Raw genomic sequence first — 23,798 nt, forward strand, 5'->3', positions numbered from 1 at the left:
TCCCTCACCGGTCCCTCGGCGGCGCAATCGGATTGACGAGCCGGTGACCCGCGTCGATCAGCGATGCGTAGGAGTCCTCGATGTCGACCATGCGCTTGTTGTTGCGCAGTTGCAGCCCGTTCATGTGCACCGCCCCGAACTCCGGTGCGAACAGATCCCAGCGAGCGAACCTGTCTTCCAGATCGGGGTGGGCCGCGACGAACTCACGCAGGCTCTCGGCCACCAGCGACCAGAACTCGTCGTCGCCGACGATGCCGTGCGTGTGCAGGATCTCGGCGAGTGGACGCAGGAAGTCGTCGAAGACGTCCGACAGCACACCCAGGTTGCGGATCTCGTCCGGTTCGGTGGTCCGGACGCGGGCGCAGCTCTCCGGGAGTCCGTCCGCCTCGCCGAACACCGAGACCTCCTCGCCGATGTCCTTGAGGATCGCTCGCACCGGGATGCCCTCGGCGAGAACGAGGATGAGGTTCTCCCCGTGCGGCGAGAACTTCAGCTCGTATCGGTAGAGCAGGTAGGCGATGGGATGTAGATAGGTGCGCAGGTAGCGACGGATCCACTCGGTCGCGGGGACACCCGAACGGTCGATGAACGCGCCGACCAGTGGCTCCCCCAGGTGGTCGATGTGAAGCAGCGCGGCCATGGTCGACAGTTGCTCGTCGGCGGCTGCCAGCGGCACCGGGCTCTGTCGCCACAGCGCGGACAGGATCTTGCGGTACTCCGACCCCGGCTGCGTGATCGGCGTGAACGTCGGGCTGCGGTAACCGATCGCCGCGACCTCGAAGATCATCTCGAAGCCGATCGCGGCGAGGTACTGGTCGTCGGCGACGAGTCCACGGACCCAGTTGTTGATCAGCGGCGTCGTCCGCATGTAGTCGGCCGACATCCCGCGTGTGAAACCCATGTTCACGATCGACAGTGCGACCTTGACGTAGTTGCGGGTCGGGGTGGTCGCGTTGAACACCGTGCGGATCGACTGCTGTGCCTGATAGAGGTCGGGGCTCGTGCCGACCTCGACGATGCGCTGGTCGGCGATGTCGGCGGAGTAGAGCTTGCGTACCTTCTCGACCCACTGCCAGGGATGCACCGGGAGGTATCGGTAATCGGCCGGGTCACAACCGACTTCGCGCAGGGCGTCCCCGAAGTCGGACAGCGTCTCGGGTCCGAGCTCGTCGAGGAGCAGCGCGTCGTAGTCGACGTCGCTGACGGTGGCGACGTCACAGTCCTCGCGACGGACGGCGAGCCAGACGAGCCTGAAGTGGTTGCCCACCTCGGGGGCGTAGCGCTCGATGTCGTCCGCGCTGAACCCAAGACGGCCGGCGTTGGCGACGATGCACGGGTGCCCCTCCGTCATCGTCGCCTCGATGGTCTGGAAGTCGGCGTGAGCGAGATCCGTTGCTGGGATGCGTCGTTCGTCCGGACGGTCGGCGCTGATCGCCAGGGTGTTGATGAACTCCTCGAGGTACTCCGGCAGCGCCTGGGGACCGATCCCCAGGAACGGTGCCAGGTCGACGATCATCGCCACCGCGTCGATCGGGAGTTCGGCGCCGTCGCGCACACGACGCAGCGTCGACTCGTCGATCGCCCAGCTGTCCAGGGCGAGTCGGTCGGCGCGGAAGTGGTAGTCGGTGCGGCCGTCGGCGGAGGAGACGATGTACCCGTCGCCACTCGCCACCGGGGCGAGTGCCCGCTCGTGGGAGAACTCGGCGAGGATCTTCTTCGCGATCCTGGTGTGATACGTCTGGCGAAGGCTTCGCGCACCCGACCCCCCGGCCGTGCGCGTCGCGAATCCCGGAATGGTCCCGATGTCCTGGAGAGTCAACGATCTACGCCCCCAGGTCCGTGACCTCGACGGGTCCGACGCACTTGCCGTTGTCGGTCACCTCGAGGAAGTCGGCTCGGGTGCAATAGCTCAGGTGCGCGGTCTTGTTCCCGACGGGGTAGTCGCCGTCGACGCGGAAGCCGACACTCGCGTTGAGGCGGTGCACGGCCTTGTTGCGGACGTCGGGCTCGACGACGACGCGCGCGGCGCCGACCTCCAGGATCGCGGTCCGCATGATGTGCAGCATCACCGCGCCGGTGAAGCCCGGCAGGGACTGTTCGGCGTGGGCGACCAGCAGGTGCATGCCGATGTCACCGTCGGCGGGTACGTAACCGCTCGCGGGGTCGGCGAGTTCGCTGGTGGCCGGGTCGTAGAGCTCGAACAGGAACTGCGGGCGCCCGTCGTGGTAGCCCAGGCGCATTCCGTAGGGCGTGCCGGCGGTGGCCTCGGCCGACTCGCGAATCATCTTCTCCACGTCTGCAACCGAGCTGTCGAGCATGTCCCAGTACTTGGCCTTGGGATGGGTGAGCCATCCGTGGACCGTCGCGGCGTGCGATACGTCGTCGAGGTCGACCGAGGTCAGGTCGTAGGTCGGGGCGGAGGAAATGGTCATGATGCCTTTGCTCTGGGAGGTGGTCTGTTGGTGTGCCGGAGAAGGTGCCGGATGCGGTCAGCCGCGCGCGATCTCGGCCTCCACCTGTTCGTCGGTGAGTTGCAGGACGTCGAGGAAGGTCTGTGCCACGAACTCAGCGCGTTCCCCGCCGAGTTCGGTGAGTCGTCCGGCGAGCCCCGCGATCGTCCGCCGCGAGAAGATGTCGGCGACCGAGAGGCCGGGTGCGTCGAGCCATTGGCGCGTCAGTGCGACCACGCGGGTGGCCTGGACGGAATCGCCGCCGAGGGAGATGAAGTCCTCGGTGACGCTCGCGGGCGGTGTCGGCAGGACCTCCCCGAAGATCAGGGTGAGGGCCTCTTCGACCGGGCCGCGCGGCGCGACCGACTCGACGTCGTCGTCGTCGGACCGGACGCCGGCGGCGATGGCCTTGCGGTCATGCTTGCCGTTCGGAGTCAGCGGGAACCGGTCCAGGACCGTGATGGACCGCGGGACCATGTGCCGTGGAAGGGCTTCCGACAACCGGGCGCGCAGGGCGGCGTCGTCCTCGGTCGATCCGTCGGTGAGTACCACCGCGGCACGCAGGTCGCGACCGTCGGACCAGGCGACGGCCGAGCCCACCCCGGCCAGACCCAGCAACCCGGCCTCGACCTCACCGAGTTCGACGCGGTACCCGCGGATCTTCACCATGTGATCGGCGCGGCCCAGGAAGTCGAGGAAGCCACCCGGGAGGTAACGCGCGAGATCGCCGGTGCGGTACCAACGCTGTCCCTCGTGCTCGACGAAACGATCGGCGGTGCGCTCGGGGTCGCCGCGGTAACCGTCGGCCACGCCGGCTCCGCCGATCCACAGTTCACCCGGCACGAGGTCGGGGCGGTCGCGGCCGGCGTCGTCGACGACCCGGCAGCGGACGCCGCGGAGCGGAATCCCGTACGGCACGAACGCCATTCCGGCCGGGACGGCATCCGCTTCGCAGATGGTGGAATGGATCGCCGTCTCGGTGGTCCCGCCGAGGCCGGCCACGCGACAATCGGGCAGCTGTGCGCCGACGCGCTCGAGCAGCGACACGTCGACCTTGTCGCCGCCCATGATGATCATCCGTAGCGACGCGGGCAGGGGGTTGAGATCGAGGAGCATGCCGAGGATCGACGGCACGCAGTTGAGCACGCTCACCGAGTGCTGGGTGAGCAGCCGCGCCCAGTCGTCGACCCTGGTCTGCTCGTCGTCGCCGGGCACGACGACGGCGCCGCCGACGGCGAGCAGGCCGAAGATGTCGAAGACCGAGAGGTCGAACTCCAGCGAGGACACCTGCAGGCTACGATCGTCGGCTCCGATCGCATACCGGTCGACGAGGTCGGTGATCGTGGCGACCGCGGCCCGGTGCGGAACCTGGACGCCCTTGGGCAATCCGGTGGAGCCCGAGGTGAACAGGACGTAGGCGAGGGCGTCGCCGCCGATCGCGACCGGGTCGACCGGATCGGTGCGTCGGGCGTCGTTCACCTCGAGCACGGTGGCTTCGGCAGAGGTCCAGGCGGCGGGTTCGGAGGTGAGAATTGCGGCCGGGGTGGCGACGTCGACGATGCGCTCGCGGCGCGCCCGGGGCTGGGTGGGGGCGATCGGGACGTAGGCCGCGCCGGCGGCGAGCACTCCGAGTGCGGCGACGACCTGGTCGCCGCCCTTGGGGAGGTGCACGACGACCGTGTCACCCGGTGTGACCCCGGCTGCGACCAGGGCTCCGGCGACTCGGCGGGCCTCGTCGGCCAATTCGGCGTGGGTCCAGATGCGTGCGTCGGACACGACTGCCGGTGCCCCGGCACGCTCGGCGGCGCGGGCGAAGAAGGTTCCGTGCAGGGTGCCGTCGAAGGTGTCGGTGGCCGGGAGCGGACTCTCCACCGAAAGACGCTGTGCTCGAACCTCGGCCGTGATCGGAGCCGGCGCGGGCACATCCCACTCACCGTCGACGAGGAGCCCGAGCAGACGGACATAGTGGTCGAACATCGAACGTGCGGTGGTGAGTTCGAGGTCGGAGGCACGGACGTCCCAGTTGAGGAGCAGTCCGCCGGCCACCTCGGTCACCTGTGCGTCGAGCAGTACCTGAGGGCCCTGCGAGACGATCCACGACGGATCACCCAGCACGTCGGTTGCCTGTTGCGAGAAGAGGTCTCCCAGTCCCAGCGCGCTGGTGAACACGATCGGCGAGACCACCGGTTCGCCGCGGTGGCGACTCAGTTCGCGAAGCACGTCCAGTCCGTTCATCGAACCGTGCGCGGCGGCCTCGTGCATCGATGCCCGCATCGATCGCGCACGTTCGGCGAGCGTCGCCGGCTCGCTCAGGTCGACGCCCACGAGGATCGACGACGTGAAGTCGCCCACCACCCGCTCGACGTCCGGATGGACCTGTGGACGATCGAACAACGGTACCGTGAGCAGGAATCGCGGTGTGGCCGAATGTGTTCCGACGGCTTCGGCGAAGACTGCGGCCACCGCGGCCGCGGGGGTGACGCCGCGCCGGTGCGCGTGCTCCTCGAGTCGCTTCCAGTCCGACGCGGACACCGAATGGTGGAGGCGGACGCTGTGCGGTTCGACATCGCCGCGCATCGCACGTTCGTCGAGCGGGAGTTCGGGCGGGCCGGGGAGTGTGGGAATCCTTTCGCGCCACCAGGTCACGTCGTCGTCGCGGATCTCCCGCGACGTGCGATCCGCGGTGATCGTCGCGAAGGTGACGCCGAGTTCCGGCAGGGACTCGCCGCGGTACAGGCGAGCGAAGTCGTCGACGAGGACGCGGTAGCTCATCGCGTCGGCGGCGATCATGTCGACGTCGAGATGGACACGGGTCGAGTTCCCCGGCAGCAGACTCAGTTCGGCGCGGATCACCGCTCCCTCGTCGACCGGCAGGGCGCGGTGGGTGCCGTCCGCGCGGCGGGCCGCCAGGACCTGCTCGACCGTCTCCGGTGAGTGTTCCCGAAGGTCGTGCACCGCAATGGCTTCGGGGTGTGCCGGGCCGATCTCCTGGGTGCCGTCGGGAAGTACTCGGACGCGCAGCATCGGGTGGCGTTCCAGCAGCGCGGCCATCGCCGAGGTGAAGCGGTCGCGGTCGACGTCGGAACCGTCGAACTCGATGTAGAGGTGAGCGGCGACATTGCCGAACGCGTGGCTGTCCGACCTGCCGATCCAGTAGGCGTGCTGCATCGGAGCGAGGGGGAACGGTCCTTCGGTCGGTTCCGATGACGAAGGTGCGAGGTCGTCGGTGGTCGGCGCGGGCGTGCCGCCCAGCAACGCCGCCCACGCGGTGATGGTCGGTTGCGCGGCGAGGCGGGCGAAGTCGACGTCGAGGCCGCGTTTGCGCCAGGTGCCGGCCAGTCGCATCATCCGCAGCGAGTCGAGTCCCTGGGCGATGAGGTCCTGCTCCGGGTCTATCGACTCGGGCGTCAGGCCGAGGGCCTCGGACACCTCGGCGACGATGTCGGCCGCGGTGACAAGATCCGTGGTCTGGGAATTCGTGGCCATCAGCCGGCGTGCCTCTCGCAGTTCGGTGAGATGTTTACTCAGTCCGGGGAACCCGCATTTAGGGTAGGTTATACTAACTAACCGCTCCGCCCAATCTCTGGGCAATGTCGGCGAGGGCCCCGCGAGCCGACGCGAATTAGGTTAGCCTAAGTTTCACGTATTGGTCTCATCGGATGACGCGGATCACGTAGTCGCGATGATCGACTCGGGGTCTTGTGTCCGAGAAAGATTAGGCTACCCTACCCAAATGGTGCGAGCAGTTGTGTTCGCCGAGACCAGCGGTCGGGGACGACCCGCGGTATGACCACTCGGTCGCTCACACGACCGGAAGACGATCAGACGACCGACGCCAGGTGCTGGCGAGAACGGGAAACGAGAATGTCGCAGAACAGCGTGATCCTGGAGGAAGCGGGCTCGACCAATGCGTTGGCGGCCACCGTTCGTGAGGCGATGCTGGCGGGGGATACGAGTCTGTCCGTCCTGGACTCCGACACCGGCGAGTGGGTGACGGCGCCGTGGCGCGAGGTCCATGCCCGCGCGGAGCAGATCGCGGTCCAGTTGCTGGCTGACAGCGAACTGCACGAGCCGCAGGCGCTCGGCCTCATCGGGGACCCCACGGTGGACCTGATCGCCGCCATCCAGGGCGCGTGGCTCGCCGGTGTTCCGGTCACCATCCTGCCGGGCCCCATCCGGGGGGCCGACGAGGAGCGATGGGCGCAGAACACCTACCACCGGTACGTGTCGATCGGCGTCGGCACCGTCCTCGGCAGCGGAGCCCAGCTCGACCTGCTGTCGAAGGTCGAGGGACGGCTGCACATCGCGCGAGTGGGCGAGTACGGCCTCGGCGCCGACACCACCGACTTCGTCGCCCGTAACGTCAACGGCAACACCATCGCCGTCCTCCAGGGAACCGCCGGATCGACCGGAGACCCCAAGACCGTCGCCCTGACGGCCTCGGCCGTCTACTCGAACGCCATCGAACTGGTCAGCCGGCTCGGCCTCCACCGCACCCGCGACACCGGGTTCAGCTGGCTGCCGCTCTACCACGACATGGGTCTGATGTTCCTGCTCGCCGGGATGACCACCGGCATCCCCGCCTACATCGTGCCGAACACCGCCTTCGCGGCGGCGCCCTTCAAGTGGATGCAGTGGCTCACCGAGACCAAGACGACCGTCACCGCGGCGCCGAACTTCGCCTACGACATCCTCGGCCGCTACGGCAAACTGCTGCGCGACATCGACCTCTCACACCTGCGCGTCGCGATCAGCGGCGGTGAGCCGATCGACGCCGATGCCTTCGACAAGTTCCTCGAGGCGACCGCGCCGTTCGGATTCGATCGTTCCGCCGCGGCACCCGCCTACGGTATGGCCGAATCCGCCTGCGCGGTGACGATGCCCGCGGTCGGCGAGGGGGTGCACTACGACGAGGTCACCGTGACCCCGCCCGGCGGTGGCGAGCCCATTCGCCGCCGGTACGCGATCCTCGGTAAGCCGCTGGGCGGCATGCAGGTTCGCATCGTCGAGCCGAATGTCGACGTCCCGGTCATCGACGGGCGCAACGTCGGACACGTGGAGATCCGCGGCGCGTCGATGATGCGCGGCTACCTGGGCGACGCCGATCTCGGTGCGGGCGAATGGTTCTCGACCGGCGACCTCGGTTACCTGATCGACGATCGGCTGGTGATCTGCGGCCGGGCCAAGGAGGTCATCATCGTCGCGGGCCGCAACCTGTTCCCGATCGAGATCGAGCGCGCGGCCGCCGAAGTCGCCGGTGTGCGTCGCGGCGGCGTCGTCGCCATGGCGCGGGGGGAGGGTTCGGCCCGGCCGGGCCTGGTGATCCTCGCCGAGTACAAGGGGTCCGATCCCGACCAGGCGCGTGCAGAGGTCAACTCCGAGGTCGCGTCGGCGTGCGGGATCATGCCCGCCGAGGTCATCTTCGTCGCGCCGGACTCGGTGCCGCGCACCACATCCGGCAAGATCCGTCGCCTCGAGGCCCGTCAGATGGTCGAGAACGGCACCTTCCAGTAGGTCCGGTTTTCCGTGGTGCGTCGTGTCATGCCGACGGTCACGAGAATGACAGTGTCTCCCCGGCCCGGACCCCGGGCCGGGGAGGCACTGTAGAGAGGTTCAGACATGAGCGAGGTATCCACGAAGGGGCGCGGCTGGCAGGGCGCCGTCATGAAGATCCTTGGCGGTGACGACTTCACCTTCACCCTCACCGGCAAAGAGGCGGTGACGGATCACTATCTGCGACTGCGTTTCCACGGTGGCGGGCTCCTCACCGGTTCCGCGATCCACCCGACCATGTGGGTGCGCCTCTGGTTCGCCGACGGTGGCAAGCTGCATCAGCGCGGTTACACGCTCGTCGATCCCGACCCGGCGACGGACACCTTCGACATCGAGTTCGCGATCCACGACGGCACCGCCGCCCGATGGGCTCAGGACGCACATGTGGGTGACGCCATCGGCGCGACCCTGATGGGCTCGAAGTTCGCGATCCCCGACCCCGCGCCGGCGGGATGGCTCGTCGCCGGTGACACCGCCTCGCTACCGGCGATCAACTCGCTGCTGGACTCGCTCGGCGACTCCGGGGCGGGTGCGACGATCTGGTTCGAGTATCAGCACGAGAGCGACAGGTCGCTGCCGCTGCGCGCCCGCGCGCAGGATACGGTGCACTGGCTTCCGCGTGAGCGCGACGGCGCGGCCCTCGTCGACGCGGTCCGATCCGCCGCCTTCGACGCCGCCGACCACTTCGGTTGGGTTGCACTCGATTCCACGAGCACCCGCACGGTCGCCGGATTGTTCAGGAACGATTATGGGATTCCCAAGAAGTCGGTGAAGTCGCAGGCCTACTGGATCGTCGGGAAGTCGTTCGCCTGAGCGGCCCGGCGCCGACGGAATGTCGGGGACGGGCCGTGAGAGCCGGAGGACCTGCGCGGGGTCAGTCGTTGGTGACGGTAACGGAGACGTCGATGTTTCCGCGGGTGGCGTTGGAGTACGGGCAAACTTGGTGTGCCTTGTCCGCGAGTTCCTGCGCCTGTGCGTGGTCGAGGTGGGGCAGGGTCACTTCCAACTTCACGGCGAGACCGAAGGCTCCTCCGTCGAGTGCCCCGATGCTCACCTGGGCGCCCACTGCGGAGTCTTCTACGTTCGCGCCGGCCTGCTTGGCAACCAAGCGCAAAGCGGAGTGGAAGCAGGCGGCGTATCCGACTGCGAAGAGTTGTTCGGGGTTGGTCCCGTCGCCGGTACCGCCCAGGGCGGGTGGCGTGGCGAGGGTGACGTCGAGCAGCCCGTCGCTGGTGCGCCCGTGACCGTTACGCCCGTCGCCGGTCGCGATTGCCTCGGCCGTGTAGATGGCTTTCATGGTGTTCTCCTCGTTGGTGAGTGATTCACATCGATTGATGCAGTCGGGCGGTCAGGGAGTCGAGAGTCGAACGCAGGTCGTTCATCTCGTCGGTGGACAAATTCGTGCAGGAACCCAGCAGCCGAGGTATCGCCCGTGCCCGTGTGCGGAGTGCTGTGCCGGACGGCGTGAGGTGAACGGTGACCCGGCGCTCGTCCTCAGGTGATCGGCGACGGTCGATGAGCTGCTGCGCCTCGAGCCGTTTGAGAAGCGGCGAGAGGGTGCCGGTGTCCAACTCCAACTGCTCGCTCAACTCGTTCACGTACCGGCCGTCCTGATCCCAGAGAGCCAGCAACACCAGGTACTGGGGGTACGTGATCCCGAGTTCGGCGAGAAGGGGCCGGTACACCGCGGTGGCCGCGCGCGACGCCTTGTACAGGGCGAAGCACAATTGCTGATCCAGGGCCAACTCGTTCACACCAAGAAAGATAGCGCACGATTAAGTTGTGCGCAATGTTTATCGGATGGAGAAGTGTGGTCCGAGATGGCCTGGGGCAGATGGTCAGTCGGCGATGTCGAAGACCACCGGGGCGTGATCGCTGGCGCCCTTCGCTTTTCGCGCGGCGCGATCGACGACGGCGCCCATGATGCGGGTGTCGAGAGCGGGCGAGCAGAACGCGTAGTCGATGCGCATGCCCTCGTTCCGGGGGAACCGCAGCTGGGTGTAGTCCCAGAAGGTGTACCCCGGGGCGTACGGAAGGGCCGAGTCGACGAGGCCGGCCTCCAGAAACCCCTGCACTGCAGCGCGTTCGGGTGGGGTCACGTGTGTGCGTCCCTCGAAGTACTCGCGATCCCACACGTCGTCGTCGGTCTGGGCGACGTTCCAGTCGCCGGCGAGCATCATGTCCGCGGCGGGGTCGTGGGCCAGCCGCAGGGTGATGTGATTCCGCAGCGCGTCGAGCCAGGCGAGCTTGTACGTGTAGTGCGGGTCGTCGGGTGTCCTGCCGTTGGGTACATAGAGGCTCCAGACGCGAACACCGTTGCAGCGCGCGGAGATCGACCGCGCCTCCCGGATCGGCTGGCCGTCGACCGGGTGCGTCGGCACGCCGTCGAAGGAGATCTCGACCTCGTCGAGCCCGACCCGTGAGGCGATCGCGACACCGTTGTAGGCGCCTTGCCCGACGTGCGCGACGTCGTAACCGGCGGCGAGGAAACTCATCAGCGGGAACGCGTCGTCGTGACACTTGGTCTCCTGCATCGCGAGAACGTCGACGCCGGCGGTCTCCGCCCAGGCGACGACGGACTCGGACCGGGCGCGGATCGAGTTGACGTTCCAGGTGGCGATCCTCATCGGATGTCCTCCGACGCGGCCGGCACGTGCGGTGTCACATAGCGATAGGTGTGATGCAGCCCGAAACCCAGGCGGCGATACCACGATCCGGCCAACCGGTTGGTGGACTCGACCTGCAGGTAGACCGAGTCGGCGCCCAGCTCGACCCCCCACGCCGTCAGCGCCGCGACCACCGCGGAGGAGAGCCCGCCCCCGCGCGAGCCCGGGTCGGTCCACAGGGCGGTCAACCCCAGCCACCGGTGTCCGTCCGGCGACTCGGTCACCGAACCCCGCCCGATCGCTGCTGCATCGTCGACGGTCGCGAAGGTCATCGGGCCGTCCCCGGCGGTCACGACGCCGGCCACGGTGTCGAGTCCGCGCGACGCGCGCCCACCGGCGTATGCGCTCAACCAGCGGGTGTCCGGTTGCGGATCGAGTTGCACTGTCCGTCCGTGCATCTCGCCGGTGCGCGCGCGGAGCCCCGGCAGGTCGGCGGTCAGCATCTGTACCTCGACCCCGGGGTCTCCGGGAACGGAGCCCGACGGGATGAGGCGATCCGGGGAGGCGAGGAGCGGAGGGAGGCCGCGGTCGGCGTACCACTCACCGATATGTCGCAGGGTCGCGGCGTCGGGACGTGCGTGGCGTGCCAGGGGCACAGCCGAGTTGGCGCGTCTGCTGAAGCCGTGACCGGCCCGCAGGAGCCAGTCGTCGACCCACTCCGTCTCGACACCGGGCCAGGCGAGGGCGGCGGCGTGCTCGAGCGCGCGGATCTCGCTGTTGCGCACCGGTTTCGCGGACAACAGACGGACCGAGGTGATCGCCGCGAACGGGATCGACAACTCCTCGTCGTCGCGTCGTATCCGCAGCGGGTCGGAGTCGTCGAGCAGGACGCCCGTCACGTCCGACCGGGCGGCCGTGGGATCTCCCCGCCAATCGGCGGGGGTCGCATCGCCCAGCAGATAGCGAACGACGACGCGGTCGCCCGCGACGGCACCCGACAATGAGACCTCCACGCGGAAGCGGGATCAGTCGTCGTCGTGCCCGAACGGGTCGGCGACCTCGCCGGGCGTCCACGTCAGACCGGGGACCCCCCACTTGTTACGTTTGATCGCCTTCTTCGCGGCCCGGGCGTTGCGCCCCACGAGCACGTCGACGTAGAGGAAGCCGTCGAGGTGGCCGACCTCGTGCTGGAGCATCCGGGCGAAGAATCCCTCGCCCTCGATGACGACCTCGGTGCCGGTCCGGTCGGTGCCGGTGACGCGGGCCCAGTCGGCACGGCCGGTGGGGAACTGCTCACCCGGCACCGACAGGCATCCCTCGTCGTTGTCGTCGGGATCCGGCATGGTCTCGGGGATCTCGGAGGTCTCGAGGACCGGGTTGATGACCTCGCCGCGGCGGCGGGCCGCTGAGCGGTCGCCGTCGGGGCAGTCGTAGACGAACACCCGGGACCCGACGCCCACCTGATTGGCGGCCAGGCCCACACCGTGGGCGGCGTCCATGGTGTCGTACATGTCGTCGATGAGGCCGACGACCTCGTCGGACGGACGGCCGTCCGCGTCGAGGGGGACCGGAGTGGTCGGCTGGTGCAGGACCGGCTCGCCCACGATGCAGATCGGGAGAATCGCCATGGCGATCACCTTAGCGCTGCTCAGGGCGCAGGAACGACGCCGGGTACGGCGTCGCGGATGGCGTCACCGGCAGGGCCGGGAATGCCGGGGAACAGCGTCGACTGCCAGTCGAAGCTGTCGACCGGCTCGGTCACCACCGAGCCCGCGCACGACCCGCGCAGCGACGTCCGCACGTTGGCGATGATCGTCGGGTCGCGCATCTCGATGACGTGGTCGTACCCGGTGTTCGCCAGGGGGACGGGGGAGTATGCGCGGCACTGTGCGGTTCCGTCGAGGCGACCGTCGGTCCATTCGCCGTCGCTCTGCACCACCGAGTACCGGGTGGGGCCGGGGGCGTCGGGACCACGGTTGAGCTCGGTGACCGCGTCGGCGTACATGCAGGTGTCGTAACCGCCGTCGCGCGGCTGCGCGCAACCGCCGGGCGAGCCGTACTGGGCGGTCCCGATCGCGACGTACTCGTCGACGACGTCGGACCCGCCGAGGAACTTCAGGTAGTGCCGGGCGCCGAGCCCGCCCGCACTGTGGGTGACGAGCCCGATCGACTTCGCGGTGCCGGCGAAAGGTGCGATCGTCCGCTGGATCAGCCGGGCGTCGGACGCCACGTCGCGTCCCCCGGCGTGCGCGTACACCACGGTGTTCCCGTCGGCGCGGATCGCCTCGGCCAGCGGACGGAACGTCTCCTCGTTCTGTGCGTTGCCGGCGTAGAGCTGCTGGCCGGGCACGATGACCACGACGCGCTCGGCGGGCGCGGCGGCAGCGGGCGCGGCGAGTGCCGCGGTCGCGCCGGCGGCCGTGGAGGCCAGCGCCGCGATGGCTCCCAACACTGCTCGCCGGGTCCTCGCCACCCCGGATCCGGTTGTCGTCATCCCGACCGTCGTCATCTCTGTCCCCCGCCTCGACCCATCCCGGACGGGGATGGGTGAGGGCAGCCTAACAGTGGCCGCCGTCCGACGGAATGGTCGTGATGCGCGCCGTGGCGAGTCACACCGCGATCGGACCGGCCCGCCGTGGTTAGATTGGCTGCGAACCACACCGCTGTCATTCGTCTCCGTGAGGAGACGTCCGCGCCCGCGTCGCGTCGCGAATAGGTGCACGTCAGCGGTGGTGTGAGGTCGTCGACTGGTATCTGAGGGAGTGAGATGGACGGCGCAGCTGCGCGTAGCCAGAAACAGGGCGATCAAACCACCCCCGGCCAGGACGCAGAGGCCGGGGCGGCCGGCCGGCCGGTCGATCCGCACGAGGTCGGTGCGGACGGTCTGACCCGCCGCGAACACGACATCCTCGCGTTCGAGCGCCAGTGGTGGAAGTACGCCGGCGCCAAGGAAGAAGCGATCAAAGAGCTGTTCGGTTTGTCGGCGACCCGGTACTACCAGGTGCTCAACGCGCTGGTCGACCGGCCGGAGGCGCTCGCGGCCGATCCGATGCTCGTCAAGCGGCTCCGGCGCCTGCGCGCGACCCGTCAGAAGGCCCGTGCGGCGCGCCGTCTGGGCTTCGAGATCACCTGAGACGCTGAACCCGGTCGCCCTCGCGCGGTGCGTTAAGGTCGTCGGTGATGAATGCAGATCGTGAGCCCAATCGCCTGCCGCTTCGTGCGGGGGCGATGATGCTCTTCGCAGTCGCCGTGGTCTTCATCGGCCTCGGCTGGCATTCCGCGGCGACCGCCGGGAACGACGCCCCGACGACCGAGGCCGCGACGACCGTGAGTTCGTCGCCCACGTCGACGCCGGCGTCCACGAGTGCGGCGTCGACCGACAAGCGGCTCTGCGTGATCAACGCCGGCCAGGTCGCGGGCCTCGCCTCGGACGTCACCGATCTGCTGGAGGCCAGGGGTTACCAGATGGCGGAGCCCGGCAACTACACCGCGGGCGGGTTCAGCGAGAACACGGTCTTCCACGAGGACGACACGGACAAGGCCCAGGCCGACGAGGTCGCCGAGGCACTCGGCGGCCAGGTCGCGGTCGAGGAGCGGCCGGCCTCGTTCACCCGGTGCCGCGGCGGCATCCCGGTGGTCGTGGTGACCGCGGTCAGCGGCGCATGACCCGGGCCGAGCCGCGAACCTCTGAATCACGAAGCAGCTGAACCGAGAATTACCGAAAACCACTGTCCGCCAACCAAGGAGTGACATGTCCGGACGTTCCACACTCGCCGCGCCCCGCGCTCTCGCCGCGTTGTTCTCCGCAGGACTGATCGGCGTGACACTGGCCGGGTGCAGCCCCGACCAGGAACCCACGGACGTCCCGGGCACGACGCCGCCCGTCGTCAGCGATGCGCCGCTCCCGCCGGGCGCCGAGGACGACGTCGACGGCGAGCCCAGCGGCCAGATCGCCGTCGCCGAGATCAAGGACACCTCCGGCGAGGTCGTGGGCCAAGCAACCTTCACCGCGGCCACCGAAACCGCCGAGCCGGTCACCATCAACGTGCGCGTCACCGCCGGTGAGCTGCCGGCCGGGTTCCACGGCATGCACATCCACGAGACCGGCACCTGTGACGCGGGCGCCGGCGGCTCGCAGGCGTTCACCTCGGCGGGCGGACATCTGCAGGTGGACGGCAACACCGATCATCCCTCGAGCGGAGATCTGATCTCGATCAACATCCTCGAGGACCACACCGGCCGGACGGTCACCACGACCGACGCGGTGACCATCCAGCAGCTGATCGGCAAGTCGATCATGATCCACGAGAAGCCCGACAACTTCGGGAACATCCCGGCTGACAAGTACCCGGGCGGCCCGAACCCCGACACCCTGCGGACCGGCGACGCCGGCGCACGCATCGCGTGCGGTGTCATCGAAGAGGAGAGCTAGGGGTTCTGGCGCCGTCCGACGCCACCTGAGCACATGACACCGATCGAGTTCGACGGGTCACCGACCCCCACCCTCGGGGTCGAATGGGAGTTCGCCCTGACCGACAAGGGAACCGGCGATCTGTCGAACTCGGCGGCGGCGCTCTTCGCCGCCGTCGGCGAACACCATCCCGACTTCGCGGGCAGAATTCACAAGGAGCTGCTGCGGAACACCGTCGAGTTGGTGACCGGCATCTGCCGGACCGCGGGCGAGGCGATCGCCGACCTCACGGGCACGCTCGGCGTGGTGCGGGGGCTGACCGAGGACCTCGGCGTCGATCTGTACGGCGCCGGTACGCATCCGTTCGCGGAGTACTCGACCCAACTGCTCACCGAGGGGCACCGATACGCGGAGCTGATCGAGCGCACCCAGTGGTGGGGGCGGCAGATGCTGATCTGGGGCGTTCACGTCCACGTCGGGATCAGCCACCGCGACAAGGTGTTACCCGTTCTCGACGCGCTCCTGAACTACTATCCGCACCTGCTCGCGCTGTCTTCGTCGTCGCCGATGTGGGCCGGTCAGGACACCGGATACGCGAGCAATCGAGCCATGATGTTCCAGCAACTCCCGACCGCCGGGCTGCCGTTCCAGTTCGAGACCTGGGAGCAGTTCGAGGCCTTCGTCGCAGACCAGAAGACGACCGGGATCATCGACCATCTCAACGAGATCCGCTGGGACATCCGGCCTTCCCCGCATCTGGGGACCATCGAGGTCCGCGTGTGCGACGGCATGACCAACCTCGGCGAGCTGTCGGCGATCGTCGCGCTCATCCACTGCCTGGTCGTCGACCTGGACCGGCGGTTCTCGGCGGGCGAGAAGCTGCCGACGATGGCGCCCTGGCTCGTCCAGGAGAACAAATGGCGGGCAGCCCGCTACGGACTCGACGCCATCGTCATCCTCGACTCCGACTGCACCGAGAAACTCGTGACCGAGGACCTCACCGCTCTGCTCGAACGACTCGAACCGATTGCGCGCGAACTCGATTGCGTCGACGAGCTGGCCGGCGTCGAGCGCATCATCGCCCAGGGCGCGAGCTATCAGCGGCAGCGTGACGTGCATCGTCGCACCGGGTCGCTACGCGAGGTGGTCGCGTCGGTGGTCGCCGAGCTGGACGCTCCCTGATCTCGGTCGGCGCGAGATCCGGGAGGCAGGGCCCGGGCTCAGAGGGCCAGACCAATGGCGAGCACGACGATTCCGAGAGCGGGAACCACACCCTGCTTCAGTGCGGCCGCGATCTTGTCGGGGCTCGACAGCGCCAGCACAAGTGCCGCGGCCGCCATCGAGGCCGTGCCGGTGATGACGAGTGTTGCGCCGATCGCGATGGATCCGCCGATGACAAAGGCGATCCCGACGAACACGGCGATCGCGAGGAACAGGTTGTAGAACCCCTGGTTGAACGCCAGTTCCTTTTGTGCGCTCGCCTGTTCCACCGTTCCGGTGCCGAACGTCGCGCGTGCGCGCGCTCGTCCATGCGATGGACTCCAGATAGAAGATGAAGACGTGGACGAGCGCCGCGATCGCGGCGAGCACCAGACCTGCGATGACCATTTCGTACTCCTCGTTGTCGACGGGCCCGTCGGAGAATAGCGTTCCGACCTTCGGATCGAAGCGAGGTCTCTTCGACGCGGCCGTACACAGTTATCTCGACGAGGTAGTCCGCCCGCGGCTGCGTCCACTGACCGCCGGCATCGTCGCGGCCGATGCCGCCGAGAACTACCTGAACGGGCTGCGATCGGCGCCGACCGATGACACGTCTCCGGCTCGCGAGGGCTGTCTGCTCATCAACACCGCCGGTGCCCCCATCGGGCGCGACGCTGCTGTCGCTCGGCGAGGGGCGTCGGACGATCGGTCCGCAGTCAGTCCCGGTCCGGTGACTCCATGTCCCGCTGATCCATGAGCCCGTCGCGGGCCCGTTGCTCCTGGTATGCGAGCCGGCCGATCCGATGCGCCACGACGGGCGCGGTGATCAGGGCGAAGAGCCCGGCGAGAATCAGCATCCCGCTGTCGACGTTGTCGCCGAGCCGGAGCACGGCGCCCAGCAGGATGAGGAGCAGGCCGAAGGTCTGCGGTTTGGTGGCCGCGTGCATCCGGCTCAGGGTGTCCGGGAACCGGACGAGTCCGATGGCGGCGGTGACCGCCATCAGGCATCCGAGGAGCAGCAGCGTCGCGCTGACGATGTCGATGATCATGTCTGGTCGTCCCGGACTCGGAACCGCGCGATCGACACCGACCCGACGAAGCTGAGGAGGGCCAGGGCCACGATCGCCGGGACCACCGTCGAATCACGGCTGAACGCCGCCCAGGTCCCCAGGCCGCACATGCACAGCGCGATGAGCACGTCGAGTGCGACGAGTCGGTCGAGCGTGGTCGGGCCGCGCAGGATGCGGATCATCGTCAGCACCGCGGCGACGAGCAGCATGGCGGAGGCGATCGTCCAGACGTAGCTCATGAGTCACCTCGTTCCCGCTCGGGCTCGCCCTGTCGACGTTCCGGTTCGGTGTCGTCGATCGACCGGGCGTTGTCCACCGACCGGTCCACCGTGCGGACGTGGTGGAAGTCCTCGTCGATGCCGTGGAACGGACTCGGATGCCATTCGCTGTCCCGCTCGAACGCCTTGATGAACATCCGCTCGACATAGGCGACCTGATCGTAGAAGGCCCGCACCTTCTTCTCCGAACGGACGTCGAAGACGTGCACGTAGAGCATCCGGCGTCGATGGTCGATCTCCAGGACCATGGTGCCCGGCACCAGGTTGAGGTAGTCGACGGCCAGGGTCAGCACCATGTCGGACTTGATCGCGACGCGCACCCGTACCACGGCGCCCAGCGGTGGCCGGCCGGGACGGATGGCCATCCAGCCGATCTGCACACTCGACACGAAGAAGTCGACGATCAGACGGCCGACGAGCTGCAGTACCGACAGGGGATGGATACGGCCCTCGACCGGGACCCGCGGCAACGGCAGCACGGTCAGCACGAGCATCGCCAGCACGATCCCTGCGATCACATTGGCCCAGGACAGCGTGCCCCACAGCAGGACCCAGACGAACGTCAGCCACGCGATGGTCCACAACCGGACCGCGACCTCGCGGCCGTCGCTGCCCAGCCACCTGGGCACACGGGTGTGCGTGCGCAACCACACCAGCGCGCCGACGAAGTGCCAGAAGACGAACAGGAGCGACACGCGCCAGACGTTGATGACCAGGGACAGGACCGGTCCCTTGGTCGAGACGACCGGCGGCCGCCGCTTGGGCGCCGCGGATGCTCCGCGGGCGCGGTCGTCGGCCCGATCCTGCGCGCTCATCGGGTACCACCCACTCCCAGCACGGCGTCGACGTAGACGGCGCGGTCGACGACGTCGGTCGCCGCATGGTCGGTGAAGTCGAAGATCGGCCCGGCCCAGAGGGTGAGCACGAGTCCCGCGGCCACCATCGCCATCGTCGGCAGCACCATCATCACGGGCATCCGACCGACGTCCTCACGGTCGGAGAACGCGGCGTCGTCGGCGCTCTCGTCGATCAGTGCGGACGGGCCCTTGTCGGCGAGATCGCCTTCGGGGGCGTCGGCGCGCGGTCGCCAGAATCCCTTGGTCCAGATGCGGGCCATGACGTAGAGGGTGAGCAGGCTGGTGACCACCGACCCGGCGACGAGGATCCAGGCCAGCACGGACCCGTCCTGGGTGCCCGCCTCGAGGAGGGCGACCTTGCCGATGAAACCGGAGAACGGTGGGATGCCGCCGAGATTCAGCGCGGGTACCAGGAACAGGACGGCCAGCAGGGGGCTGGCGATGAGCCCGCCCAGGCGGCGGAGCGAGGCCGAACCGGCTTGACGTTCGATCAGGCCGACGACCAGGAACAGCGTCGTCTGCACGAGGATGTGGTGGGCGACGTAGTAGATCGCCGCCGACATCCCGAGGTCCGACGACAGCGCGATGCCGAAGATCATGTAGCCGATGTGGCTGACGAGGGTGAACGACAGCAGTCGCTTGATGTCGGCCTGGGCGATCGCGCCGAAGATGCCCACGAGCATCGTCAACAAGCCGGCGACCAGCAGCACCGCGTCCATCGTGCCGCCGGGGAACAGCAGCGAGTGGGCGCGCACGATCGCGTACACACCGACCTTGGTGAGCAGGCCGGCGAAGACCGCCGTGACGGGTGCCGGCGCGGTGGGGTAGGAGTCGGGTAGCCACGTCGACAGCGGGAACACCGCCGCCTTGATGCCGAACGCCACGAGTAGCACCGCGAACAGCGCGTTGCGGGTCCCGTCGGGGACGTCGTCGAGGCGCACGGCCATCTCGGCGAGGTTGAGGGTGCCGGTCGTCGCGTACGCGAACGCGATGCCCGCGAGGAAGATCAGCGACGACACCATCGACACCATCACGTACGACGCGCCCGCTCGGACACGTTCGGCGCTCGCCCCGAGGGTCAGCAGCACGTAACTCGCGGTCAGCAGGATCTCGAACGAGACGTACAGGTTGAACAGGTCGCCGGCGAGGAACGCGTTGCAGACACCCGCGGTCAGGATGAGGTAGGTCGGCAGGAAGATCGACGTCGGCTGCTGGGCCGTGCCGTCACGGATACCCTGCCCGATCGCGTACACGACGACGCACAGCAGCACGATCGTCGAGACGACGAGCATCAGGGCCGCGAGCTGGTCGACGACCAGCGTGATCCCGAGCGGTCCGTTCGGGTAGCCCTTGTCTCCCCAGCCGCCGATCGCGACCGCGAAGGTCCCGTGGCGGTCGGTCAGGTACAGCATCAGGCACGACGCGACGAACGCGACGGTGATGGCGACGATCGACACCGCCCGCTGGATCTTGGGGCTGCGGCCGAGCAGCAGCGAGACGGCGGCAGCGCCCAGCGGCACCAGCGTCGGCAGCGTGATCAGGACGGGGATCCACGACTCCTGCGGGGTCATCGGTCACCCCCGTTCTCGTCGCCGTGCTTCTTCTTGTCCGGCCCGACCACGTCGCGGTCCGGCATCTCGCGCTGGTCGATGACGTCGGGGTCGGCGTCGTCCTCGCCGGACCCGTCGGGAGGTGCGACGGCCGACTTGGGACCTACCTCGTCGGGACCGAGTTCGCCCGGCCCGTACACGTCCGGCCCGTCCTCGCGGGCGGCGGTCTGCGCCGAGGTCTCGGGGTCGGGCTCCTCCTCCGCGCCGCCGATCTCGTCGACGACGTCGGAGTCCGTCGGCATGATGTCGGTCTCGTAGAGCGCGGCGTGCCGGGCGGCGGCCTCCTCCGCGGTGAGCGGATTGCCCTTGTCGTCGAAGTGATCGCCGGTCGGGGTGTCGGAGAGGGTCAGTGGATCGTCGCTGCGATCGCGGTCGGGTGCCGTCCCCAGCGATCCGCTCAAGATCTTGACGTCCTCCTCGTCGTCCTCGACGTCGTCGTCGTCCCGATTGATCACGAACAGCCGGTAGACCAGCGCCAGGACGAACGCGGCGACGCCCATCATGATCACGATCGCGGTCAGGACCATGCCCTGCGCGAGGGGATCGGCGTCGGACGCCCGGTTCTCCGACGACCGGCCCATGATCGGCGGGTTCCCCATGCCGCCCGACACGACGATGATCATCAGGTTGAGCGCATTGCCGACGAGCAGGAGCCCGAACAGCATCCGGACCAGACTGCGTTCCATCAGCAGGTACACGCCGCACGCCGCCATCGCGCCGATGACCAGCATCAGCGAGAGATTGGTGGTCATCGGCTCACCTGCTCGCCGGTGGTGCTCGCGGCGTCGTCCGCCGCGGTGTCGCCACGCGAGTTCTCGATGCGCGCCGCGGTGCGGGCGATCGTGGTCTCCACATCGAGACGCGCGCCGAGACTTCGCAGCACGTCCAGGACGAGCCCGACAACGATCAGGTAGATGCCGAGGTCGAAGAACAGGGCGGTCACGAACTTGATGTCGCCGAGGACCGGGACGGTGACCTCGAAGACCGCCGACGAGAGTGCGGGGGCGCCGAGGAACATCGAGACGATCGCCGTGGTCGCCGAGACGGCCAGGCCGGCGCCCAGGATGCGGCCGGGCTCGATCGGCAGCGCCTCACCGAGTTCGTAGCGTCCGCCCGCCAGGTAGCGGAGGACGAGCGCGAGACCCATCGTCAGGCCGCCGGCGAAGCCACCGCCCGGCGCATTGTGGCCGGCGTAGAAGAAGTAGATCGACAGCACGACCATCGTCGGGAACAGCAATCGCGTCGTGGCCTCGAGAACCATCGACCGGTGGCGCGGGTCGCGCAGTCCGGAACCGAGGAGCCACGTGGTGCGGTCCGGTGGGACGTGATCGTCGTCGTCCCCGTTGTCGCCGGCCTGCAGCCGGGCGGCGTCGGCCACCCGCGGCGCCGCCCCGAAGCGGCGGTTGCGGAAGACCATCGACGCGACGCCGGTGGCGGCCGCGATGAGCACCGACACCTCGCCGAGGGTGTCCCAGGCGCGGATGTCGACGAGCAGGACGTTGACCGCGTTGGCGCCGTGGCCGTACTTGTAGGCGGCCTCGGGCAGGTCGACGTGCAGCGGTTCGGTCGAGCGGGCGGACGCCGCGAACAACCCGATCAGGACCAGCATCGCGCCGAAGGCGAGTCCGATGAGGGCGCGCAGCGGCTTGAACCCGGTGGCGTGCCGCTTCTCCGGTTCGGCGGGCAGCTTGCGCAGTACCAGCACGAAGATGACCAGGGTGAGCGTCTCGACGAGGAACTGGGTGAGCGCGAGGTCGGGGGCGCCGTACAGCGCGAACAGCATCGCGCAGCCGTAGCCGGTGATCCCGACGACGAGCGTCGCGGCGAGGCGGTTGCGCAGCAGCACGGCGGCCAACGACGCGGCGACGATGCACCCGCCGATCACCAGCTGGACCGGCTTGGCGTCGTAGTCGATCTCCAGTCGGTCGCGAGCGCCGGCGAACAGCACGACGGTCGGCAGCAGGATCGCGGTGCACAGGATGACGCCCTGCGTCACCGGCAGTGACCCGCGCTGGGTGTTGCGCGTCAGCAGCAGCGACAGGGTGTCGGCTCCGCGCAGCGTTGCGTCGTAGATGCGGTCGGCGTTCACCAGCGGGCGGAAGCCGAAGACGCGGTCGCGGACCCGGCGGATACCGAGGAACAGCAGGGCGCCGCCGACGATGACGATGATCGAGAACACGACGGGAAGGCCGAACCCGTGCCACAGCGCGAGATGCTCGAGTTCGTGCCCGTACCCGTCGAGGGTCTCGGCGTACGGCTCGAAGAGAGCGCCTAGCTGCGGGCTGAACACGCCGGCCGCCACACCGGCCGCGGCGAGCGCCACGGGCGAGAAGTAGAAGGGCCACTTCGGCGGGTGCATCTTGGCGACCGCCGGACTCGGGGTGCTGCGCACCTTGCGGCCGAACGCGCCCCACAGGAAGCGGAGCGTGTAGGCACAGGTGATGATCGAGCCGACCAGCAGGATGATGTCGACGGCGTGGGCCTGCCACGAGACGAACGCCCCGGTCTCCCACACCGAGGCGAAAGCTGTTTCCTTGCCGACGAATCCGAGGGTGACGGGGATGCCGGCCATGCTCGCCCCGGCGACCGCGGCGGTGATCGCCAGCCCCGGGAGACGATGGCCGAGCCGGGCGAGTTTGCGGACATCGCGGGTGCCGGTGGAGTGGTCGATGATGCCGACGACCATGAACAGCGACGCTTTGAACAGCGCGTGCGCGACGAGCATCGCGATGCCCGCCATGGCGACGTTCGCGTCGCCGATGCCGACCAGCACGGCCATGAAGCCGAGCTGGGACACCGTGCCGAACGCGAGGATGAGTTTGAGGTCGAGCTCGCGCAGCGAGCGCCATCCGCCGAGCACCATCGTCACCAGGCCGAGCCCCACCACGGCGATCTGCCAACTGATCGTCACCGAGAAGGCGGGGGCGAGACGTGCGATGAGGTAGATGCCGGCCTTGACCATCGCGGCCGCGTGCAGGTACGCGCTGACCGGGGTCGGTGCGGCCATGGCGCCGGGCAGCCAGAAGTGGAACGGGACGATGGCCGATTTGGTGAGCGCGCCGATCAGCAGCAGGACCACCGCGATGTCGACGTAGACGCCGGTCGGCGGTGCCGAGACGATCTCCGACAGCAGGTAGGTGCCCGACCGCTCGCCCAGCATGATGATGCCGACGAGCATGGCCAGACCGCCGAACGTGGTGACCAGCAGCGCCTGGGTGGCGGACCGTCGAGCCGTCGCGCGCACCCCGTAGAAGCCGACCAGCATGAACGAGAGCACGGTCGTGAGCTCCCAGAACACATACAGCACCAGCATGTTGTCGGAGATGACGAGGCCGAACATGGCCGCGGCGAACGCGACCATCTCGCCGCCGAACACGGCGACGCGGGGACGGGCGTCGTCGAAGTAGTGGGCGCAGTAGCAGAGGACGAGCGCACCGACCCCGAGGATCAGCACCGACAGGATCGCGGTCAGGGTGTCGAAGCGGGTGGCGATGTCCATCTGGAGTGATGGGACCCAGCTGACCGTCTCGACGCGGGCGGCAGCCGCATCGGCCGGCGGCCAGTTGAGCACGACCCAGATCAGCGCGCCGAGGGGCGCCAGTGCGAGAACGTAGAAACCGCGGGTACCCATCCAATGGATGACTGCGGGCGCGACGAGTGCGCACACTGCCAACGCAGCCAACACAGAGATCAAAAGGGCACTCCGTCTTTCTCCCGGCGGGGTGTCACGGGCGAGCACCCGCGGTGGCTACTTTACCGTTGC

21 protein-coding genes and 1 pseudogene are annotated in these 23,798 nt (G+C 68.5%); 6 read left to right on the forward strand and 16 right to left on the reverse strand.

Going from position 1 to position 23,798, the window contains the following annotated elements; translation table 11 throughout:
* Positions 1-4: 4 nt before the first annotated feature.
* From QAD21_RS02960 to QAD21_RS02970, 3 genes are read right to left on the reverse strand one after another with little or no spacing between them, the layout of a single operon-like run.
* Positions 5-1,819: an IucA/IucC family protein gene (locus tag QAD21_RS02960; protein ID WP_068971005.1), complete on the reverse strand. Its 1,815-nt coding sequence runs from the start codon at positions 1,817-1,819 to the stop codon at positions 5-7.
* Between the two features lie 4 nt (positions 1,820-1,823).
* On the reverse strand, positions 1,824-2,432 hold the full coding sequence (locus QAD21_RS02965; RefSeq protein ID WP_058251362.1) for a GNAT family N-acetyltransferase: 609 nt from the start codon (positions 2,430-2,432) through the stop codon (positions 1,824-1,826).
* 57 nt (positions 2,433-2,489) lie between these two features.
* The gene (locus tag QAD21_RS02970) at positions 2,490-5,936 is read right to left on the reverse strand and encodes an amino acid adenylation domain-containing protein (protein WP_280360514.1); all 3,447 of its coding nucleotides are present in this window, start codon (positions 5,934-5,936) and stop codon (positions 2,490-2,492) included.
* A 378-nt stretch (positions 5,937-6,314) separates the two neighbouring features.
* Here QAD21_RS02970 and mbtM point away from each other — a divergent pair, with 378 nt between their 5' ends.
* Together mbtM and QAD21_RS02980 are read left to right on the forward strand one after the other, a co-directional pair.
* A complete protein-coding gene (gene mbtM / locus QAD21_RS02975) occupies positions 6,315-7,964 on the forward strand; it encodes a long-chain-fatty acid--ACP ligase MbtM (RefSeq protein ID WP_078111733.1) in 1,650 nt (549 codons plus the stop codon).
* Between the two features lie 105 nt (positions 7,965-8,069).
* A complete protein-coding gene (locus QAD21_RS02980; protein WP_058251359.1) occupies positions 8,070-8,816 on the forward strand; it encodes a siderophore-interacting protein in 747 nt (248 codons plus the stop codon).
* A gap of 61 nt (positions 8,817-8,877) precedes the next feature.
* Here QAD21_RS02980 and QAD21_RS02985 read toward each other — a convergent pair whose 3' ends face one another.
* The 6 genes from QAD21_RS02985 to QAD21_RS03010 all read right to left on the reverse strand — a co-directional run bounded on the left by QAD21_RS02985 (position 8,878) and on the right by QAD21_RS03010 (position 13,103).
* Entirely contained in the window at positions 8,878-9,300 is a 423-nt protein-coding gene (locus QAD21_RS02985) for an organic hydroperoxide resistance protein (protein WP_068970669.1), read from the reverse strand.
* A 25-nt stretch (positions 9,301-9,325) separates the two neighbouring features.
* Positions 9,326-9,757 (reverse strand): MarR family transcriptional regulator, encoded by a 432-nt coding sequence (locus QAD21_RS02990; protein WP_068970670.1) that lies wholly within the window; start codon positions 9,755-9,757, stop codon positions 9,326-9,328.
* A gap of 84 nt (positions 9,758-9,841) precedes the next feature.
* Positions 9,842-10,630, reverse strand: a complete 789-nt coding sequence (locus QAD21_RS02995; protein WP_068970671.1) for an exodeoxyribonuclease III — start codon at positions 10,628-10,630, stop codon at positions 9,842-9,844.
* Complete coding sequence (locus QAD21_RS03000) at positions 10,627-11,622, reverse strand: GNAT family N-acetyltransferase (protein WP_280360516.1); 996 nt, start codon at positions 11,620-11,622, stop codon at positions 10,627-10,629. Before QAD21_RS03000 ends, QAD21_RS02995 begins: the two co-directional genes overlap by 4 nt.
* A 12-nt stretch (positions 11,623-11,634) precedes the next feature.
* Positions 11,635-12,237, reverse strand: coding sequence for a peptide deformylase (locus QAD21_RS03005; RefSeq protein WP_068970680.1), 603 nt, complete (start codon positions 12,235-12,237; stop codon positions 11,635-11,637).
* A 20-nt stretch (positions 12,238-12,257) separates the two neighbouring features.
* Positions 12,258-13,103 (reverse strand): lipase, encoded by an 846-nt coding sequence (locus tag QAD21_RS03010; protein WP_065630536.1) that lies wholly within the window; start codon positions 13,101-13,103, stop codon positions 12,258-12,260.
* 273 nt (positions 13,104-13,376) lie between these two features.
* Here QAD21_RS03010 and QAD21_RS03015 point away from each other — a divergent pair, with 273 nt between their 5' ends.
* The 4 genes from QAD21_RS03015 to QAD21_RS03030 all read left to right on the forward strand — a co-directional run bounded on the left by QAD21_RS03015 (position 13,377) and on the right by QAD21_RS03030 (position 16,202).
* On the forward strand, positions 13,377-13,742 hold the full coding sequence (locus QAD21_RS03015) for a DUF3263 domain-containing protein (protein WP_065630471.1): 366 nt from the start codon (positions 13,377-13,379) through the stop codon (positions 13,740-13,742).
* Between the two features lie 47 nt (positions 13,743-13,789).
* Entirely contained in the window at positions 13,790-14,275 is a 486-nt protein-coding gene (locus QAD21_RS03020) for a LytR C-terminal domain-containing protein (protein ID WP_065630470.1), read from the forward strand.
* An 85-nt stretch (positions 14,276-14,360) separates the two neighbouring features.
* Complete coding sequence (locus QAD21_RS03025) at positions 14,361-15,041, forward strand: superoxide dismutase family protein (protein ID WP_065630469.1); 681 nt, start codon at positions 14,361-14,363, stop codon at positions 15,039-15,041.
* Between the two features lie 33 nt (positions 15,042-15,074).
* Positions 15,075-16,202, forward strand: a complete 1,128-nt coding sequence (locus QAD21_RS03030; protein WP_058251353.1) for a glutamate--cysteine ligase — start codon at positions 15,075-15,077, stop codon at positions 16,200-16,202.
* Between the two features lie 38 nt (positions 16,203-16,240).
* Here the strand turns inward: QAD21_RS03030 and QAD21_RS03035 are convergent.
* The 7 genes and pseudogenes from QAD21_RS03035 to QAD21_RS03065 all read right to left on the reverse strand — a co-directional run bounded on the left by QAD21_RS03035 (position 16,241) and on the right by QAD21_RS03065 (position 23,729).
* A pseudogene (locus tag QAD21_RS03035) lies at positions 16,241-16,628 on the reverse strand (DUF1304 domain-containing protein).
* A gap of 308 nt (positions 16,629-16,936) precedes the next feature.
* Entirely contained in the window at positions 16,937-17,269 is a 333-nt protein-coding gene (gene mnhG, locus QAD21_RS03040; RefSeq protein WP_068970673.1) for a monovalent cation/H(+) antiporter subunit G, read from the reverse strand.
* Positions 17,266-17,529, reverse strand: a complete 264-nt coding sequence (locus tag QAD21_RS03045) for a monovalent cation/H+ antiporter complex subunit F (RefSeq protein WP_068970674.1) — start codon at positions 17,527-17,529, stop codon at positions 17,266-17,268. The genes mnhG and QAD21_RS03045 overlap by 4 nt, the downstream gene beginning before the upstream one ends.
* Positions 17,526-18,383, reverse strand: coding sequence for a Na+/H+ antiporter subunit E (locus tag QAD21_RS03050; RefSeq protein WP_058251349.1), 858 nt, complete (start codon positions 18,381-18,383; stop codon positions 17,526-17,528). Before QAD21_RS03050 ends, QAD21_RS03045 begins: the two co-directional genes overlap by 4 nt.
* The gene (locus tag QAD21_RS03055; RefSeq protein WP_058251348.1) at positions 18,380-19,996 is read right to left on the reverse strand and encodes a Na+/H+ antiporter subunit D; all 1,617 of its coding nucleotides are present in this window, start codon (positions 19,994-19,996) and stop codon (positions 18,380-18,382) included. Before QAD21_RS03055 ends, QAD21_RS03050 begins: the two co-directional genes overlap by 4 nt.
* The gene (locus tag QAD21_RS03060) at positions 19,993-20,787 is read right to left on the reverse strand and encodes a Na(+)/H(+) antiporter subunit C (protein ID WP_065630107.1); all 795 of its coding nucleotides are present in this window, start codon (positions 20,785-20,787) and stop codon (positions 19,993-19,995) included. The genes QAD21_RS03055 and QAD21_RS03060 overlap by 4 nt, the downstream gene beginning before the upstream one ends.
* The gene (locus tag QAD21_RS03065) at positions 20,784-23,729 is read right to left on the reverse strand and encodes a Na+/H+ antiporter subunit A (protein WP_068970675.1); all 2,946 of its coding nucleotides are present in this window, start codon (positions 23,727-23,729) and stop codon (positions 20,784-20,786) included. The genes QAD21_RS03060 and QAD21_RS03065 overlap by 4 nt, the downstream gene beginning before the upstream one ends.
* Positions 23,730-23,798 lie beyond the last annotated feature (69 nt).

This window comes from Gordonia sp. SMJS1 (genome assembly GCF_029866425.1).
Classification (GTDB): Bacteria; Actinomycetota; Actinomycetes; order Mycobacteriales; family Mycobacteriaceae; genus Gordonia; species Gordonia hongkongensis.

Excerpts from the sequence above, each read along its gene's own strand:
- QAD21_RS02965 (WP_058251362.1), bottom strand. The coding sequence starts at position 2,432 with ATGACCATTTCCTCCGCCCCGACCTACGACCTGACCTCGGTCGACCTC.
- mbtM (WP_078111733.1), top strand. The coding sequence starts at position 6,315 with ATGTCGCAGAACAGCGTGATCCTGGAGGAAGCGGGCTCGACCAATGCG.
- QAD21_RS03010 (WP_065630536.1), bottom strand. The coding sequence starts at position 13,103 with ATGACGACAACCGGATCCGGGGTGGCGAGGACCCGGCGAGCAGTGTTG.
- QAD21_RS02995 (WP_068970671.1), bottom strand. The coding sequence starts at position 10,630 with ATGAGGATCGCCACCTGGAACGTCAACTCGATCCGCGCCCGGTCCGAG.
- QAD21_RS03020 (WP_065630470.1), top strand. The coding sequence starts at position 13,790 with ATGAATGCAGATCGTGAGCCCAATCGCCTGCCGCTTCGTGCGGGGGCG.
- QAD21_RS03030 (WP_058251353.1), top strand. The coding sequence starts at position 15,075 with ATGACACCGATCGAGTTCGACGGGTCACCGACCCCCACCCTCGGGGTC.
- QAD21_RS03025 (WP_065630469.1), top strand. The coding sequence starts at position 14,361 with ATGTCCGGACGTTCCACACTCGCCGCGCCCCGCGCTCTCGCCGCGTTG.
- QAD21_RS03045 (WP_068970674.1), bottom strand. The coding sequence starts at position 17,529 with ATGAGCTACGTCTGGACGATCGCCTCCGCCATGCTGCTCGTCGCCGCG.
- QAD21_RS02970 (WP_280360514.1), bottom strand. The coding sequence starts at position 5,936 with ATGGCCACGAATTCCCAGACCACGGATCTTGTCACCGCGGCCGACATC.
- QAD21_RS02980 (WP_058251359.1), top strand. The coding sequence starts at position 8,070 with ATGAGCGAGGTATCCACGAAGGGGCGCGGCTGGCAGGGCGCCGTCATG.
- mnhG (WP_068970673.1), bottom strand. The coding sequence starts at position 17,269 with ATGATCATCGACATCGTCAGCGCGACGCTGCTGCTCCTCGGATGCCTG.
- QAD21_RS03015 (WP_065630471.1), top strand. The coding sequence starts at position 13,377 with ATGGACGGCGCAGCTGCGCGTAGCCAGAAACAGGGCGATCAAACCACC.
- QAD21_RS03055 (WP_058251348.1), bottom strand. The coding sequence starts at position 19,996 with ATGACCCCGCAGGAGTCGTGGATCCCCGTCCTGATCACGCTGCCGACG.
- QAD21_RS02985 (WP_068970669.1), bottom strand. The coding sequence starts at position 9,300 with ATGAAAGCCATCTACACGGCCGAGGCAATCGCGACCGGCGACGGGCGT.
- QAD21_RS03050 (WP_058251349.1), bottom strand. The coding sequence starts at position 18,383 with ATGAGCGCGCAGGATCGGGCCGACGACCGCGCCCGCGGAGCATCCGCG.
- QAD21_RS03005 (WP_068970680.1), bottom strand. The coding sequence starts at position 12,237 with ATGGCGATTCTCCCGATCTGCATCGTGGGCGAGCCGGTCCTGCACCAG.
- QAD21_RS03060 (WP_065630107.1), bottom strand. The coding sequence starts at position 20,787 with ATGACCACCAATCTCTCGCTGATGCTGGTCATCGGCGCGATGGCGGCG.